The organism is Enterococcus sp. 9D6_DIV0238, from assembly GCF_002174455.2.
GTDB classification, from domain to species: Bacteria; Bacillota; Bacilli; order Lactobacillales; family Enterococcaceae; genus Enterococcus_L; species Enterococcus_L dunnyi.
Genome location: NZ_CP147246.1, coordinates 89,592 through 107,141, shown reverse-complemented (window position 1 = coordinate 107,141; position 17,550 = coordinate 89,592). Strand labels below are relative to the sequence as shown.

The 17,550-nt window shown below is 35.8% G+C and carries 14 protein-coding genes; 3 read left to right on the top strand and 11 right to left on the bottom strand.

All coding sequences use genetic code 11. The features are described from left to right. Positions 1 to 108: 108 nt before the first annotated feature. The 9 genes from A5889_RS00455 to A5889_RS00415 all read right to left on the bottom strand — a co-directional run bounded on the left by A5889_RS00455 (position 109) and on the right by A5889_RS00415 (position 11,858). Complete coding sequence (locus A5889_RS00455) at positions 109 to 1,737, bottom strand: glycosyltransferase (protein WP_087639920.1); 1,629 nt, start codon at positions 1,735 to 1,737, stop codon at positions 109 to 111. A gap of 34 nt (positions 1,738 to 1,771) precedes the next feature. Next, positions 1,772 to 2,323 carry a pectate lyase-like adhesive domain-containing protein gene (locus tag A5889_RS00450; RefSeq protein WP_087639919.1) on the bottom strand — a complete coding sequence of 184 codons (552 nt, stop codon included), beginning with the start codon at positions 2,321 to 2,323 and terminating at the stop codon, positions 1,772 to 1,774. A gap of 40 nt (positions 2,324 to 2,363) precedes the next feature. Continuing rightward, positions 2,364 to 3,593, bottom strand: coding sequence for a nucleotide sugar dehydrogenase (locus A5889_RS00445; protein ID WP_087639918.1), 1,230 nt, complete (start codon positions 3,591 to 3,593; stop codon positions 2,364 to 2,366). Between the two features lie 269 nt (positions 3,594 to 3,862). Beyond that, positions 3,863 to 4,456, bottom strand: coding sequence for a dephospho-CoA kinase (gene coaE / locus A5889_RS00440; protein ID WP_087639917.1), 594 nt, complete (start codon positions 4,454 to 4,456; stop codon positions 3,863 to 3,865). Between the two features lie 5 nt (positions 4,457 to 4,461). Then, on the bottom strand, positions 4,462 to 5,298 hold the full coding sequence (gene mutM / locus A5889_RS00435; protein ID WP_087639916.1) for a DNA-formamidopyrimidine glycosylase: 837 nt from the start codon (positions 5,296 to 5,298) through the stop codon (positions 4,462 to 4,464). A 120-nt stretch (positions 5,299 to 5,418) separates the two neighbouring features. Then, the gene (gene polA / locus A5889_RS00430) at positions 5,419 to 8,058 is read right to left on the bottom strand and encodes a DNA polymerase I (protein ID WP_087639915.1); all 2,640 of its coding nucleotides are present in this window, start codon (positions 8,056 to 8,058) and stop codon (positions 5,419 to 5,421) included. 572 nt (positions 8,059 to 8,630) lie between these two features. Beyond that, positions 8,631 to 9,542 carry an aldo/keto reductase gene (locus tag A5889_RS00425; protein WP_087639914.1) on the bottom strand — a complete coding sequence of 304 codons (912 nt, stop codon included), beginning with the start codon at positions 9,540 to 9,542 and terminating at the stop codon, positions 8,631 to 8,633. 60 nt (positions 9,543 to 9,602) lie between these two features. Continuing rightward, positions 9,603 to 11,081: a helix-turn-helix domain-containing protein gene (locus tag A5889_RS00420; RefSeq protein WP_087639913.1), complete on the bottom strand. Its 1,479-nt coding sequence runs from the start codon at positions 11,079 to 11,081 to the stop codon at positions 9,603 to 9,605. A 213-nt stretch (positions 11,082 to 11,294) separates the two neighbouring features. Further along, positions 11,295 to 11,858, bottom strand: a complete 564-nt coding sequence (locus A5889_RS00415; protein ID WP_087639912.1) for a hypothetical protein — start codon at positions 11,856 to 11,858, stop codon at positions 11,295 to 11,297. Positions 11,859 to 12,172: 314 nt separating this feature from the next. On the opposite strand from A5889_RS00415, the gene A5889_RS00410 reads away from it, so the two are divergent. From A5889_RS00410 to A5889_RS00400, 3 genes are all read left to right on the top strand, one after another. Beyond that, positions 12,173 to 12,991, top strand: a complete 819-nt coding sequence (locus A5889_RS00410; RefSeq protein WP_087639911.1) for a helix-turn-helix domain-containing protein — start codon at positions 12,173 to 12,175, stop codon at positions 12,989 to 12,991. A 270-nt stretch (positions 12,992 to 13,261) separates the two neighbouring features. Next, complete coding sequence (locus A5889_RS00405; protein WP_087639910.1) at positions 13,262 to 14,569, top strand: murein hydrolase activator EnvC family protein; 1,308 nt, start codon at positions 13,262 to 13,264, stop codon at positions 14,567 to 14,569. A 127-nt stretch (positions 14,570 to 14,696) separates the two neighbouring features. Beyond that, positions 14,697 to 15,131 carry a universal stress protein gene (locus A5889_RS00400; RefSeq protein WP_087639909.1) on the top strand — a complete coding sequence of 145 codons (435 nt, stop codon included), beginning with the start codon at positions 14,697 to 14,699 and terminating at the stop codon, positions 15,129 to 15,131. 52 nt (positions 15,132 to 15,183) lie between these two features. Here the strand turns inward: A5889_RS00400 and A5889_RS00395 are convergent, their stop codons facing one another. Both A5889_RS00395 and A5889_RS00390 read right to left on the bottom strand, forming a co-directional pair. After that, positions 15,184 to 15,942, bottom strand: coding sequence for a methyltransferase domain-containing protein (locus A5889_RS00395; protein ID WP_087639908.1), 759 nt, complete (start codon positions 15,940 to 15,942; stop codon positions 15,184 to 15,186). A 196-nt stretch (positions 15,943 to 16,138) separates the two neighbouring features. Continuing rightward, positions 16,139 to 17,512, bottom strand: a complete 1,374-nt coding sequence (locus A5889_RS00390) for a glycoside hydrolase family 1 protein (protein ID WP_087639907.1) — start codon at positions 17,510 to 17,512, stop codon at positions 16,139 to 16,141. Positions 17,513 to 17,550: the final 38 nt, after the last annotated feature.

The window sequence follows — 17,550 nt, the reverse complement described above, 5'->3', positions numbered from 1 at the left end:
TATAGTATGAGTTTTATTTAATAACAATTATCCATCGTGAAATAAAATAACAAACCACGCGAAGAAACTTTTCCTTACATGGTTTGTTACAGTTGTATGATTTAAAAGTTATAGCTCTATTTTATTTCTCGTCCCCCAGCCAGTTTTTTTATGAGTAATGTATCCCCAAATTCGCACAGGTGAAAGAACAAAAACCATCCATAATACGGTAAAGGGAAACGCACAAAACACGATCCACTTATCTCTTTTAGCCAAGTCATTTCTTGGAATCGAAATATATGATAACGAATAAACGGCACTAAAGGCTAATGGTGCTAAAAGTAAAAATGGAATATCTGTCATCACGAAAATCAGCCAATACAATAATTGCAGCTTGATCACAATCATCGAAGCAAACATTGCCCAGCCAAAAGCTTGCCTAAAAAACACAAAGCTATTGATCGGAAAAAGGGACAGACGCCAAAAGCCTCTAATAAAGCTTCCTCTGCTCCAACGAAGGTGTTGCCGAACATGATGGCTAAGTTTATTTGGTAACTCAGTATAAGAAACCGCGGTTGACTGAGCAACTGCTCTCCCTAATAAAAGAGCCGCCATCGTCAAAAAACTATCATCTGAAAACTCCACTCTTGCACGGCCAAATCGTTCATTTTCATACCCAAGAGTTTCCGCTAAATTCAGAACCTCCGCACGATAAAAAGCGATCGGTCCACTGTTAACTGCTACACTGCCAAACATCGAATTCATCGATCGTTCTATCAGCACCATATGGCCAACAACCAATAGGTCCGTAATGATCGTTAGGATATTATCTGTAATATTTCGCGTAACAATAACTCCAGCAACAGAATAAACTTGCTCGTCTTCAAAAGGGATAATGCCCTGCTCGATCGCATGCTTTTCAAAAACAGTATCACTATCCACAGTTAAAATAAGTTCATTGTGAAAATCAGCGATATTCAACGAGCGATAGGCTAGTAACTGAGCCGCCCGCTTCCCACTATTTTTCTGAGTTAAAAATTGAAATCGAATATCTTTTTCGGCAAAAATCCGTTGGTACTTAGCAGAAAGTTCAGCATAATCAACTAGTTGACTGCCATCATCCACTGCAACGAAAGAATAAGGTTTTGCTGTTTGATTCAAAATAGAACGAAAAGCATTCTCGATATTTTCAACCGGCTCATTATAGATGGGCATCAGGATATGAACGTTTCGTTCTTTAGTGCCATCACTTGTATAAGGCGTATATAAAGCACTCAAAACGAGTGTTGCAAGTGCCATTCCTCCACTCATCGTAAAAAATGGAGCAATACCACTCAAAGAGTGACGGGAACCACCTGAAAGTCGATAACCAAACCAGATAATACCTAAAATGATCGTCGCAACGACAGTGACAACTAGCATGCTCGTACTTTTTTTAAACAGGATCTGTTCTTTTCCGGTTTTTCGTTTTATTGACCAATAACCAATTTTATACCGTCTAATTTTTGGAATGATTCCAGAATCTTTAAGGACTCTTTTTTTCTGATTATTAAACGTAAAATGAATGATCAAAACGAATAGAACGACAAGAAAAAAGGCTGTCATTGGTAATTTTCCAGATAAAATAAACTGCTCGATCATCTGATCATTAAAATGAGTGAGCTCATAAAAAATAATGTAACCGATAGAAAAAACAGGAATTAAAAATAACAGAGATTTACCAGTTACCTCAAGCAAGAAAAAAAGACTTTTTTTCATTGAAACATCCTTTCTAAATAATCAGTAAACCCAATCAATAGTGATATGCTCTTAAAAGAACCACATCTTTAAAATCCAGCTCCAAACCTGCTGGAAGGTTCAATTCAACTTTACCTAAATCGATACTCTTGCCTTCCCCTTGAATCACCACAGATCGATCAAAACTTTTTTCAGGAAAGTTGAGCAGCAAAATAGAACGACGTTGCTGCTTCTTTTTAGTCTTATCAAAATGAAAGATTTTTTCTTTTTGAACCGTTATTCGATTTTCTGTTGTCAGTTCTTCTTCCGTTTGGGGGAACTTGATATCTTTCTTTAGATCGATTTCACTTATATGCGTGTTTGATAAAGCCTCGACCAGCTCGGACCATGAAGAAACCTCAGCATATTTTTTTTCCTTTATCACTAGTTGAGTGGGTTGACTTTCTTTCGTCGTTTTTTTAGGCGCTTGTTTAACTAGATGTACCCCAAAAACAAGAGCTGGTATAGATAAGAGTAAAAGCAATGGGGCCAGCACTGTTTTTAGTAATTTTTTTGAGCGTCGATTCTCAATAACCTGTTGTTCTTTACGCTTACTCTTTCTGGACATTTCAATCACCTCACCCATTTCCTATCCAGATTTCAATCATTTAGACTGTCGTCAAATCGTAAAAAAGACGGCTATTTTCAATGATCTTTGGCTTGTTTTCTTCATAGCGTTCATGATCCACAGCATAGATCACTAAATCAAAAGAAGTAAGTTCATGGTAATTGTTCTCTAAACAGCATATCTTCTCATCCTCTTTGGTGTAGTAAGCATGCAAGACATCGTCATAAGCAACAATGTGTTCGGTTGTTTCTCCTAATTTTTCCATCAATTTACGAACTGATGACATTCGGATATCTGCTACATTTTTCTTATAGGTTACTCCCAAGATCGCAACTTTCAGTTCTCCAAGTTTTTCTCCCCGTTCAACGAGATAGTCATTGATCTTATGTAAATGATAGTCGAGCATTGAATCATTGATTTGGCCTGCTGTACTGATCAATGGAGTATCGATTCCTCTTTTTTCCATCAACCAAGTGAGATAATATGGGTCAACTGGAATACAATGACCACCAATCCCTAAGTTTGGTGTAAACTTCATAAATCCAAACGGCTTGGTTGCTGCTGCCTCCAAGACTTCTCCTACACTGATTTCTAAATTATCCGTGATTTTTTGCAGCTCATCTGCTAAAGCAATGTTGACTAGTCTAAATGTATTTTCATAAATCTTTGCAAGTTCTGCTATTTTTAAGCTTGAAACCGCTGATACATGATCTCCGTATAACGCTTTTGCTTGCGCAAGACAGTTTTTAGTATATCCTGCTACGATCCTTGGAATTTTCGCACTTAAAGATTCTGTATTTCCTGGATCGATTCGTTCAGGAGAATACGCAATGTACAAATCAGTACCTATGTTGTAGCCTTTTGCAGCGAACTTTTCCACCAGATATTCTTCCGTCGTTCCTGGATAAGTAGTACTTTCTAAAATAATCAATGATCCTACTTTCACTTTATCTTCAATCAGACTTACTGCGGATTTCACATAACTCAAATCAGGAATTTTATGATCGTCAATCGGCGTTGGCACATCAATAATGTAGACATCTCTATCCTTCAGCATTTGTTCGTCAGCTGTAAAAACTGTTTCCTTTTTTAACATCTCAGTAATCGATTCGTTTGACATTGTATCAAGATAGCTGACACCTCTATTCAGTGACTCTATCTTCCTTTGGTCAATGTCAAATCCAATTACCTGATGACCATTTTCTACATGATTCATAACACTCGGTAATCCTACGTAACCTAAGCCGATCACAACTATTTCTTTTTTCATCCTTAATTCCCCTATGTTTGTTTATTTTTTTCATTTTTCTTTTACGTAAGATAACACAAATCAAATATAATTGTCTATATATTTTTAAAATATTTAGTTATTAAAAATTAACTATATAATTATTTCCTAAATACTAATAAATCGAATTAAACCTCATAAAAACGCAAAAATAGCCATGTGATTTTTTATTTTCACATCGCTATTTCGAAATTAACTAGCACTATCTATAAACATAAATAAAATAACTATATAACACTAATTTTATATAATCAAAAAATATTTTTTGAAAGCCATTTCTTGACTTGTTTTTTTGTCTCTTCCGTTGTTTTTTGATTATCAAAAATGATATCTGCACGATTTTTTTTCTCTTCGATCGGCATTTGACTATCGATTCTTTGTTCAGCCTCTAAAGCTGAAAGATCATCTCTCTTCATTAAACGAGATAATTGTAGCTCTTCTGGAATGTAAACCACTGCGACTTGGTCGACAACCGCATCATAGCCTCCTTCATAAAGCAAAGGAATATCTACAATAACTAAGGATGACAGATTTTTCTTCCGAGCGATATCCGTTAAGATAGCTTCTCTTAAAAACGGTGACAGTACTTGATTCAATCGCTCTCTCTTTTGCTTATCTGAGAAAATGATCTTTCCCAGTTTTTTTCTATTTAAGGAACCATCAGCAAACAATAGTTCAGAACCAAATGCATCAACGACCGCTTGAAGTCCGGGAGTCCCCGGCTCAACTATTTCTCTTGCGATTACATCCGCATCCACAATAGGAAAACCTTCCTCTTTAAAAATCTCAACGACTGTACTCTTGCCTGTAGCGATCCCTCCAGTTAATCCTAATATCATTCCCATCTATCCTAGCTCCTCACTTTCAGTGTTTGACATTTCGGACAAAAATGAGTGCCTCTTTGAGCGACTTTGATTTTTTTTATTGGTGTGCCGCATTTTAGACAAGGCTGATTTGTCTGACCATATACATTTAATGAAACTTGAAAGGTCCCAGCTTCTCCTAATGCATTTAAATAGCTGCGAATCGTTGTCCCGCCAGCTTCAACAGCTCGGCCTAAAACATCGATGATCGCATAATAAAGCTTACTTACTTCTTTGCCATTTAACGAATCCGCGGGTTGTTCTGGGTGGATTTGGGCCTCCCACAATGCTTCATCAACATAGATGTTCCCTAATCCAGTTACTAAACGTTGATCTAAAAGCAAAGGTTTGATTGCCTTGTGATGTTTTTTTAGACCTTCACGAAATGGTTTCAATTTGAACTCAGTTGGAACTGGTTCCGGGCCTAGAGCTAGAATACTTTTATAATTTATCCCCTGATCTTTTTCAACCAGCGTCATTCGTCCAAACTTACGAACATCTAAATAACGAAGTTCTGTGCCATCCGTAAACTTAAATATTACATGAGTATGCTTATCCACTGCATCTGCGCTATCGTGTGTTTCGTATTTTCCCTCCATACGTAAATGAGAGATCATATCATAATCAGTAAACTTAAATAGCAAATATTTTCCTCGTCGTTCCATTTTTTCTAAACGTTGACCAACAAGTTTTAAAGCAAAAATCTCTGCTTCAGGTGCTTCAATGATTCTCGGCCATAAAATCGTAACTTCTTGTATCGTTTGTCCGATGACTAATTTTTCCAACCCTTTTCGAACCGTTTCAACTTCTGGTAGTTCAGGCATTTTCCATCTCTCCTTAGCGGAAAGAGACTGATGATGATGGCAGTGAAACAGATAGGCTTATCTTCCGCATTAAGCATTCTCTGAACCAACCGATCAACCAGTCTCTTTTTAATTTATTTATTATTTTGCTTCATACCATGTTTTGCCCCAGCTACTATCTGTAATCAGAGGTACATGAAGGGCAACTGCATTTTCCATAACATCTTTGACTAAAGTGTTTAGTTTTTCAAGCTCTGTTTCAGGAACTTCAAAAACGAGTTCATCGTGTACTTGAAGCAGCATAGTCGCCTGCATTTTTTCTTCTCTTAAGCGTTGATCCATTTCGATCATTGCAATTTTCAAAATATCCGCAGCACTTCCTTGAATCGGCGTATTGATAGCTGTCCGTTCAGCAAATGATCGCAAATTAAAGTTTCGTGAATTGATATCAGGCAAATAACGGCGTCGATGATACAACGTTTCAACAAATCCTTTATCTTTTGCATCACGAACGATTTCTTCCATATATTTTTTAACACCTGGATACTTTTCAAAGTACGTATCAATGTACTCCTGTGCTTGCTTTCTAGTGATTCCTAGATTTTGAGATAAGCCATAATCACTGATTCCATAAACAATTCCGAAATTCACTGCCTTTGCTTGACGTCGCATGTTTGGCGTTACATCCTCTGCTTTTTCAATTCCAAAGACTCGCATCGCCGTACTAGAATGGATATCCTGTCCTTCAATAAAAGCTTCTTTTAGATGCTGATCGTCTGAGATATGCGCCAATACCCGCAATTCAATTTGTGAATAATCTGAAGAGAAAATACGCCAATCTTTTTCTCTTGGAACAAATGCCTGACGAATTTTTCTACCTTCATCCAAACGGATCGGAATATTTTGTAGATTGGGATCGATCGAACTTAAACGCCCGGTTTGTGTCAAAGTCTGCACATAACGTGTATGGATCTTATCGTCAGGCTGGATCACTTTGAGCAAACCTTCTACATAGGTCGATTGGATTTTAGCGATTTGACGGTACACTAAAATATCTTCGACGATCGGTGCCTGTTCCTTCAATTGCTCCAAAACATCCACAGCTGTAGAATAGCCTGTTTTCGTCTTTTTGATGACTGGCAAGCCCATTTTTTCAAATAGGATCACTCCTAATTGTTTTGGCGAATTCAAGTTGAATTCTTCACCCGCTTCAGCATAGATTTTTTGTTCGATTTCACGTAGACGATCTGAAAATTCGATGCGCATGTCTTTCAACCGCTGCGCATCTACTCTGATTCCAGTAATTTCCATATCAGCTAAAATACGAGACAACGGTAATTCCATTTTGTAAAATAGATCAGATTGATTTTTTTCAGCTAATTCATGATCCAGCTTTTCTGTCAGAAAATGAATCGCATTGACTTTTCTTGCCAAGTGACTAAAGAATACTTCTTCGTCTTCCGGTAAGCCTTTTTTAGCCCCTTTTCCATAGATCGCTTCATCTGATCGAATGTCACCATATCCGTAATATTGCGCAACACCTTCGATATCCGCACTATTGTCATTTGTATCCAACAGATATGCCGCCAATAATACATCAAACTTGATGCCCTTTGTTTTGCCAACATAACGATTAAGTGCTACATACGTACGTTTCGTATCATATACGACTTTCTGATATTTATCTGACAATAGCCAGTCGATAAAGGGCTGACTTTCAAAAAGAGCTAAATTGTTTGTTGTATAAATCTTTTTCTTAGTTCCCCACGCTACCCCGACGATCGGCGATGTATGATAATTGTCTTCCATCATTTCTACATACAAAGCCATATCTTCTGTAAACATTTCCTTTGTAAATGTGTCCACTACATCAAAATGAACATCCGCTAAATCAACGGTTTCTTCTTCAATGTCCAATTTACTTAAATGTTGTTTAAACTCCATCTCACGATAGAAAGGAACTAATTTGTCTAAATTTTTTCCATTATAAACTAAACTGTCGATAGAAATATCGATCGGTGCATTGACATCGATCGTTGCAAGCTTTTTACTTAAAAAGGCCTGTTCTTTATCATTGATCAAGTTTTCTTTCATCTTACTTGGTTTTAACTCATCGATATGCTCGTATAAGCCTTCAACCGAACCGTACTCTGCCAATAACTTGATCGCTGTTTTTTCTCCTACCCGAGTGACCCCAGGTATATTATCTGAGCTGTCTCCTGCAAGACCTTTCATATCGATTATTTGCAAAGGAGTCAAGCCATATTTTTCTTTAATAAATTCTGGTGTATAAGTGACTAATTCACTAACACCTTTTGCAGTCACCTCTACCCTGATATTCTTATCAGCCAATTGCGTTAAATCTTTATCCCCAGAGACAACAACTACTTCAAAATCATCTGCTTCCACACGACGTGCAAGAGTTCCAATAATGTCATCTGCTTCGTATTCCGGCAACTCATAATGTTGTATCCCCAAAGCATCGATCAGCTCGCGAATATAAGGCATTTGTTCTTTAAACTCACCTGGAGTTTTAGCTCGACCAGCTTTATAGTCATCAAAAAAAGCATGGCGGAAGGTCGTCTTTCCCGCATCAAAAGCAATCAAGACGTGGCTCGGCTCTTCTTTTTGCATGATATTGTCCAACATATTGTTGAAAAAAAGAATCGCATTTGTATGTAAGCCATTTTTTGTTTTAAATGACTCAAAATTTTGAACAGCATAAAACGCTCGAAACGCTACACTATTCCCATCTACTAATAATAACTTCTTTTTTGTCATTCTATTTCTCCTCATCTTCAGCAAACTGGTGTCCTTCTCTATTCTAACAAAAATCTTAAAACTTTGCAGTAGAGAAGAAAGGAAAGAGCACATTCAAATTTAAAGCACAAAAAAACCGCTCTGCACACATTCAGAGCGGAACATTAGGATTCACACAAATGAAACAAACACACACTTTTTTTGTTTTGTTTCGATAGTTAAATAATACAAGGAAGTTATGAATAAAATGTGAATGAAAGATTTCTAAAATGTAACTTTTCTTCGATAAAATCCTTCTTCTTAACTACTATTTTTTGATGCATCTTTTCTACCATCGATTTACATTATTTATTGAAAGACTACATGAAAATATTGGAAGATCACTCACTTGCGGATAAAATAGAGGAACAAATAAAAACACTACTTCAGCAAAAAGCATCATTACCAACGAATCAAAGCAAGTAACTTTAGCCAAAAAAGTCCATTCCCCACACACGGAATGGACTTTTTATATTATTCACACACAAAATAGAATTGCTTTACAAAAAGAATGATACTAAATCATTGTGAAGATTATATGAAAAACTTGTATTTTAAGGTAGAATATTCCCCGCAGCACGATAAATCTCATACCATTCTTCTCTTGAAAGTACGATATCAGCTGCTTGCGCTATTTCTTTGATACGCTTAGTATTCATCGTTCCTGCAATCACTTGCATATTCGCAGGGTGTCTTAAAATCCAAGACGTTGCTAAACCAGTTGACGAGCAACCATACTTTTCAGCAATGCGATCCAGTATTTGGTTTAACTCTGAGAATTTATCATTTCCTAGAAAAACACCTTCAAAAAATCCATATTGATAAGGAGACCACGCTTGGATCGTCATTTGATTCAATCTAGAATAATCTAAAATACTCCCATCTCTGTCAATACTTGCTTCATCAGTCATATTGACATGAATTCCTTGATCGATCATTCCAGTATGCTTGATTCCAAACTGTAGCTGATTTGCCAGCAATGGTTGTTTGACGGTTTTTTTCAGCAATTCAATTTGCATTGGTTTTTGATTGCTTACACCAAAATATTTTACTTTCCCTTGAGATTCTAATTGATCAAAAGCTTCAGCAACTTCTTCTGGTTCTACTAAAGTGTCAGGGCGATGTAATAATAAAGCATCAACATAATCCACACCCAAACGCTTTAAACTGCCTTCAACAGAAGCAACAATATGCTCTTTTGAGAAGTCAAACATTCCTTTGCGGATCCCACATTTTGTTTGGATAATGATATCCTCTCTATTAATTGCGGATTCTTTTAAAGCATTGCCAAAAATCGTTTCACATTCTCCTCCTCCGTAAATATCCGCATGATCAAAAAAATCAATGCCATTCTCATATGCGGTTTCAATTACTTCTGTAGGATTTTCTGCTCCATTCATCCTCATACATCCAAGAATGACCGATGCCGCTTCTAACTCACTTGTTCCAAATTGAATTTTCTTCACTGTGAAACCTCCTAAATTTGTCTTTACTTTTATAGTGTACCACAACTCTATGAAAGGGCTTCAACTAATCACTTTTTTTAAGTATTTTTCCAATTGAAAAAACTGTTTTTCACAAAATTCAATATCAATTAGCATCACTGGCCTTTCACACTGATGAAATAAATTTTGGTGGTATGTGGTCGTTAAAATAAGCGTTGCATAACCGATCGTACTGGATGTTCGAGCATAAATAACGACTAAATTATATTTGTATTGAAAAAAAGCAGTGATTCGCTTACCTAATTCGTATTCTTTTTCAATGGAGAAATCTGTCATCAAACAAATAACGATCTTTTTTTCATTGTAAACCGGTGATGTTAGTGTCGATAAGATTGTGAAATAGCGATGAACAAGTAATTCTCTCTTCACTTTTTTATAGATTGGAATTTCTACTATCAGTTCATCAACACACGTATGAATCCTTTTCAGAAACTTAGGGTACATTTCCTGCAGTTTGTTGACAGAACGATTTCGGTCGAATGATAAATCAGAAACTAATTCATAAAGTAAGTGAAAAGAGAGAAAGCTTATCACACTTGCTTTGGAATGCTCGATCCTTTTCTCCCAAAAAATCTGTCGAAATCTAGTTGTTGCTATTAGCGTATTTAAATAGCAGGTTGTTTTTTTCAAAAAATGTTCTTCAATAATAAAAGCTTGCATACTTGCACCATAGTAGGGTAAAAAATTTGCCTGAATCATTAAATACAGATAGGCAAATTCTGACAAAGGTATTTTTTTAGCGAAGTCTTCTTTTACAATCGTCTGAACAAAATTTGAAAAAATGGCACTTTCTTTTAAATAAGGAGACCACTCACTTTTTTGACGAATCTGATGTCCATTGTTTTCGCGCCATAATGCAATCTGGATCATGCGGGAAAAAGATAGTTTCTGAAGATCGTTGATTTTAATCTGAAAAAAATGAATGATCGTTTCTGTTAATTTATCACTAGATTCTATTTCAGATGAGAGAAAGCTGCCGATGGTTCCTCGGTAGACAAGCCAATAAAAATGCAAAATAAATGCCCGAATTTGTACTTCATCTCCTACAAGTTGATAACTGCCTCTTCTTAAAGAGAGTCCACTTTTGCTTAACCATAAATCGATTTTTTTTATTCGTCTTCTTAAACTAGACTCACTAATTGAAAGTCTTTCTGAAAATTCTTTCGTTTGAATAGTTGTATCGTCTATTATTGCCTTCAAAAAAATAATTTCAGGGAGCTCACACAAAAATCTAGTTAAAAATATTTCTACATAATAATCACTAGATTTTTTTAAATAATAGTAATTTATGGATTTGCGACTGATCGATAACTCCGCCTCCAATTGAAATCGTTTGATAAGAAGCTTTATCTTCTTTATGTAACGCAAAATCGTTTTTGCATTTATAGATAATTTTCTTGAGAATATCTCCAACTTTTCTTTGCCATCAGCAGAAGCAAGTAATAAGAAAAGATCTAGTAATTTTCTGGCATCGTAATCAATAAGTTCTTTGTAATCCATCTCCTATGTGTTCCCCCAATAATTAGTTTTTGATGTTTTCTAAATACAAAAATGAGTCTACATAGATAAACTACGCAGGACTCATCGATTTTCATTTTTTATTCAGTTTTTGTATTAGACAATCAAACTTTTGAGTACACAAATTAGAAAAATCATTATTGCGCCGCAAATAAAAAGACTTTTTATGCGTATGTTATTCATTAAGGAGTTCCTTTAACGCCATGTATAACTTTTTAGTCGCCAACAAATAGCTGCCTTTTTCATTTTCAATTTTTGGTAGCCCCTGTCCCATAACTCTTGCGCAAATTTCAATCGGTTTTGTTCAGATGCCTTTTTTATCACAATATACATTTGAGTGATCGCTTTACGGTTCATTTTATACTTTTTACGGTTTCCACCGGTGAACCCATAAAATATTTCTACGCCCTCAGATTTTTTTGTTCTAGGAGAATTTTGAACCAATTCATTGTGTGCCTTCTTGATTCTTTTTAATAACATTTCTGTGTGCTGAGGATCAAACTGATGATGGATGATGAATTTATGCAAACGTGTGTATTCTATCTTAGCGATATGATTATAAAGTCGTGAAGCATAATCAAGTCCTTTATATAATATATTCGCACTGAATGACATGTTTACCATCATCTTGTATTGCTGAACAAATGCTTCTTCTAGTTTTCGTCCGTCATTTTGAAAAGGAACTTCCCTATTCAATTTTTCCAAAAATTCATACAATAAATAATTTTTGCGTTCTTCCAATTTGGCCGTTTTTTTCATTTTCTTCTTCCCCCTCTTTATAAATAATGAATAAATTTCGGTAAAAAATAAATAAAAACAAAATGCTGAGATAGACAATTATAATTTTATGTACCAGTTTTTAAAACAAAGGAATAAACTAAAAACATTAGCTAAAATCAGCTCAATAGCATGTCGTGCTTTCACCTCCTTCACCAAACGAATGAAACTATTTCGGGATAAAAACAGATTATCATTTAAAAGAACAAAAATCAACAACAAATTGACAATTAAACACTACAATTAATCTTCAAAAAGTGATATAGTAGAAAAGAGAAAAAACAGGAGGTACTATCTTGAAAATAGATTTAAAAGCAGCAGGACAGCGAATCAAAGACATTCGTTGTCAGCATAATTATTCTATGGCACGTTTTTCAAAATTAGTCGGAAATTCTAGTGCCAGCACAGTAAACAATTGGGAAAAAGGCAACAATCTGCCAAAAGAAGAACGTTTAGAAAAATTGGCTATTCTTGGCAATACAACAGTAAATTGGATTCGTTACGGTAGCTTTGAAGAATATGTGATTCGTTTACTGTCTCAAAATAAATTAAAGGCTTCGCTTCAAAAAGATCAATTACAAGTACTGATGCAAACATTAACAAAACAGAAAATTTCTTATTTGCAAGATTTAGAAATCTTGACCACTGCCCATGAGCTATTTCCAGAATTATTTGAAACAACTTATCAAATCAAGCTCTCACAAAAAAGTAATTTAGTGATTTCAGAAGATCCTACGGTCTATAGGATCGAACAAGATCATCGATATCGGACAGATTTTCTACCAAAGATCGATGCTTTATTTCACAAATCGAGTCAGAAGCAAATCAATGATATTCTCTTATTTCAATTATTTGATCTATTAGAGCGCGCTGAAAAAAATCAACTTCTGCCTTCTCTTACCCAGATTTTCTCTATCATATCTGATGTCGTGACCAACGATATTGCCTATGATGACCCTCATGAAGCAAAAATCGTGGATTATTCAGCATTTACCGATAAAAAAATACGTCAAAAGAAGTTGCCTGATAAAACAATTCAAAAGAGGTTTACTCAGGAGAAGGATACTCTTCTAGCACTTTTGGATGCCTTCTACATTGATCACAATACAAAGTAATTTAAGGTGTCTTTCTATATACTTTTCTTACTGTAAAGACCTAGATGTCATATATTACAATTAGATGATAAGTTTATTTCCAGATTTTAAATTTCATCGTTTTTTATTAATCTTATGGTTCTTAAAGGATTATTCCTCGTAGATTATGGTATACTTTTATTTGTGTTATCAAAGAATATATGGTGGTGCAAAACTAGTAGCTGGATGTCTTTTGAGCAGCACTTCTTGTTCCATTTCTAAAATATGAAAATTAAAAGCGAGGATGTTACTTTGAAGAAGAAATTATTACTTACACTTTCATTTATATTGTTAGTCCATACAGCGCCTATGAGTGTATCTGCTGAAGACATCGATCAAAAAATCGATAGCCAAACGAAAAAAATAGAAGAAATCATAAAAAATGAACAAGATGCTAAAGAATATTTAGCTACTCTAGAAACTGAGATCGAAACAATCGAAAATGAATACCAATCTGTGCTATCTGAAAAACAAAAACATGAAAAAGAAATGAACAAACTAAATACAGATATCGCAACTTTGGAAACAAAGATCGAAAAAAGAAATGACCAGTTAAATGCTCAAGCAAGAGTTACCCAAACAAATAATGAACAAGAATCAGTTCTAGCTGTCATTCTAAATTCTGAGTCGATTTCAGATGCTATTTCTAAAGCGTTGGCAGTAAACACATTGGTCACTGCGAACAATGATATTTTGACCGCTCAAAAAGAAGATAAAGAAGAACTTGATAAATTGAAAGTTTCTTTAACTAAAACATTAGAAACACTTGAAAAGAAAACTGCTGAGCTTGAAGAAAAAGAAGCTGCATTGACTGAAGCGAAGTTAGAGCAAAATGTAAAAATCAATGAGATTTCAGCTGCCCTTGCAACTGAAAAAGCAGAGAAAGATAAATTTGTTAAACAAAAAGAAGAAGCTGCAAAGAAAAAAGCCGCTCAATTAAAAGCGATCGCCGAAGAAAAGAAAAAAGAAGCTGAAGCAAAAGCAATCGCTGAGAAACAAGCCAAAGAATTAGCAGCAAAAGAACAGCAAGCTGCAGCAGCTTCAAAAACAACTGATTCAGAGAATACCACTACAACAGTTCCAGATACAAACACAGTTAGTACGGTTGAGACCCCTTCTGACTCTAATGACAGTCAAGAAGTTGTGACGCCACCGACTTCTTCAGGTGGCTGGGCTTCTCCTGTTGCAAGCATGATCGTAACAAGCGGATTTGGCGGAAGAGAAGATCCTACGGGGATTTCTGGTTCTTTCCATGATGGTATCGACTTTGGGGGCGCTAGCGGCACTCCAATCATGGCCTCACGCGGCGGTGAAGTCGTAACAGCAAATTACGGCGGCATGGCTGGAAATCATGTTGTTATCAAACATGATAATGGCTATTATTCTTACTACTTACACATGAGCAGTCTGAGCGTTTCAGCTGGGCAAAGTGTTAGTGCGGGACAAACATTAGGTGGTATGGGAACAACTGGTAATTCAACAGGAGTCCATTTACATTTTAGTATTTCTACTGGTTTATGGAGCGGCTTTGTAAATCCTGCCCCATTCCTAGGTTTGTAATCATTTATATAAAGATAAGAATTTTGGGAAGTTCCTGATTTTCTTATCTTTTTATTTTGTGCAATTATTTAAAGTCCTGTACAGAACATGATATAATTAAGATAGATAAAGAAAGGTGATGAGTAAAATGATCAATGACTACAAAAATATTTTAGTTGCTGTTGATGGATCAAAAAATGCTGAGTTAGCATTGCAGCATGCAGTTGCAATCGCTAAAGAAAAAAATGCCACCTTATACTTGCTTTCTGTCGTTGATGAAAATGCAATCAGCCACAGCTCTTATGCATATTCAAAAGTTTTAGCTGAAGAGAAAGAAGCGATCGAAAAAGAATTATTGAAAAATATCTATTATGCCACACAACAAGAGGTCCATGATGTGATTCCTCTTGTTGAAATCGGAAATCCTAAAGAAACGATCGCAACAATCGTTCCCACCAACCAATCCATTGATTTAATCGTAGTCGGAGCAACAGGAAAAGGACAGATTCAGGCAAATCAACTCGGTACTACTACAAGCTATGTTGTACAGTATGCACCTTGTAATGTTTTAGTAGTTAAATAAATAATAAGTAAAAAAAGTAGGAACTGCTGATAAGCGCTCCTACTTTTTTTACTTATTTCTCTAGTTTAGCGATCAAAATAAAACGATGTTGAAGATTTTTGACTTCACCATTTAGTGATAATTCGTTTTGCAGCCTTAGTAACTCATCAAAATGGACCGATACCGAAAAATTGGGGTACTCCCAAGGAATTCTTTTCATGTAGTAAATCAGTCCTTCCACATCATAAAATTTTTGATAAGGAAAAAATTCTTGACTGAAAATCAAGCTAAAATTTGCTTTTTTTAGTCCTTCTCCAGCAACATTTAATGACCACTTTCTATGATCTCTTTGCTCAACCATCTTCATTTTTTCTGAAAGAATAAGCCCATTTTTTTCTCCAACCTGTTGAGTGATAAATAATCCACCCGATCTCAGAACACGTCTAACCTCTCTTGGATCATAGGACTCATGACTATTTAAAACGATGTCGAATGAATCATCTGGAAAATCTAAACGATCTGTTTCATCAACATAAACGATTGTAATTCCCAAAGGCTTCAGTACCTTTTGAAGTCGCTCATAGTTAGGCAGCCACCCTTCCGTTACACTTGTTCGCTTATAGGGGTGACCAAAAGTCAATAATCGTTCCCCTCCTCCTGTTCCCATATCTAATAGAAACATTGATTCTTTTAAATATTTATGAACAAGATCATCATAAGACCAAGGTAACTCTTCCACGTTCCACCGATTCTCCATATAAGAAAAATCCCATCCGAGAATATTCTCCTGTTCAAGTGATTGCCAATATTTCTTTTGTTTTTCTTTTTTCATAACCGCTTCTCCCTTACTTAATCGTTATACAGTAAGATCAATACAGTTATTTTTCTGATAGATAAAATTTAGCTCAATACAATCTCTATCAGTTCATAACTGTATTGAGCAGCTACCTCGATGCATCACTTTTCCTCCTTTCATTCTAGTAAAAAATAAACAGCCATTGAGATTTTTTTAGTTTAGTATACTGGTATTATTTTAGCCCATTATGATCGATCAGTTCTTTAAACCAATGTCCGCTTTTTTTCAATCTGCGCTGATCCGTTTCTAAATCTAACTGATAAAAACCATATCTATTTTTATAACCATTCAACCATGACCAACAATCGATGAATGTCCATGAATGATAGCCAAAGCAATTACTTCCTGCCTCGATCCCTTTATAAAGCTGTTCCAAATGTTCTTCCATAAATTCGATACGATAATCATCCTGAATCATCCCTGTTTCATCCATAAATCGTTCTTCATCAGCGACGCCCATACCGTTTTCAGAAACATACCAAGGAATATTTTTGTATTCATTTTTGATCATCATTGCCACGTCATAAAGCGCTTCTGGATAAATTTCCCAACCGCGGTAAGGATTGATTTTTTTATTTGGCCAGTCGTAATGAGCGTAGAAATCTTCTGGTGAGCTTGTCGGATGATTGACCCGTTCGGGTGCTTTAACACGGCGCGGCTGATAGTAGTTCATACCAATAAAGTCGACTGTATTTTGTTCAATTTCTATTAAATCTGTTTTTGCCGTAACTGGAAGTAACTGGCTCTCAGCCAAACAATCGATCAGTTTCTTTGGAATCGTTCCTAAAACAGCTGGGTCTAAAAAGCTTTTCGTGTTCAATAAATCTGCGATTTCCGCGGCCTGTCTATCTTCTACAGACTCACTTCTTGGATAACAAGGAGAAACATTCAAAATAATACCGATTTCACCTGGATAGTTGCCATTTCTAAACATTTTTACAGCCATAGTATGTGCCATCAACGTATGATAGCCTACTTGAACTGCTTTTTTAAAATCATTGACTGCCGGATAATGGTAGCCATACAAATAACCACATTCGACATGAACCATGGGCTCATTGAAAGTCGTCCAATACTCAACTAGATCGCCAAACAGATCAAAACAGGTCTTTGCATAAAACGCAAATGCATCTACAGATTCACGTACTTCCCATCCACCTTTTTCCATCAGCCACCAAGGCATATCAAAGTGAAATAAATTGATGATCGGTTTTACCCCATTGACACGAAGTTCCTCAAAGTAGGAACGATAAAATTCGACTGCTTCTTGATTGATGGTTTTTCCATCTGGTAATAAACGAGTCCAAGCAATAGACGTCCGAAAGGAGTTCATATGAATGTCTTTCATCCGCTTCACGTCTTCTTTATAAAGCTCGTACATATTTGTTGTGTGTTCAGGCCCTTGGTCTTTTTGGAATTTTTCCGGTGCTAATTCATACCACTTGTCCCATGTCGAAGGACTTTTTCCGTTTAATGAGCTGTGACCTTCTGACTGCGGAGCTGAGGTCGCTGCTCCCCATAAAAAATGTTTTGGAAATTTTTTCATCTACCCGTCTCCTAATTACCTATTTTTAATGTATCTAA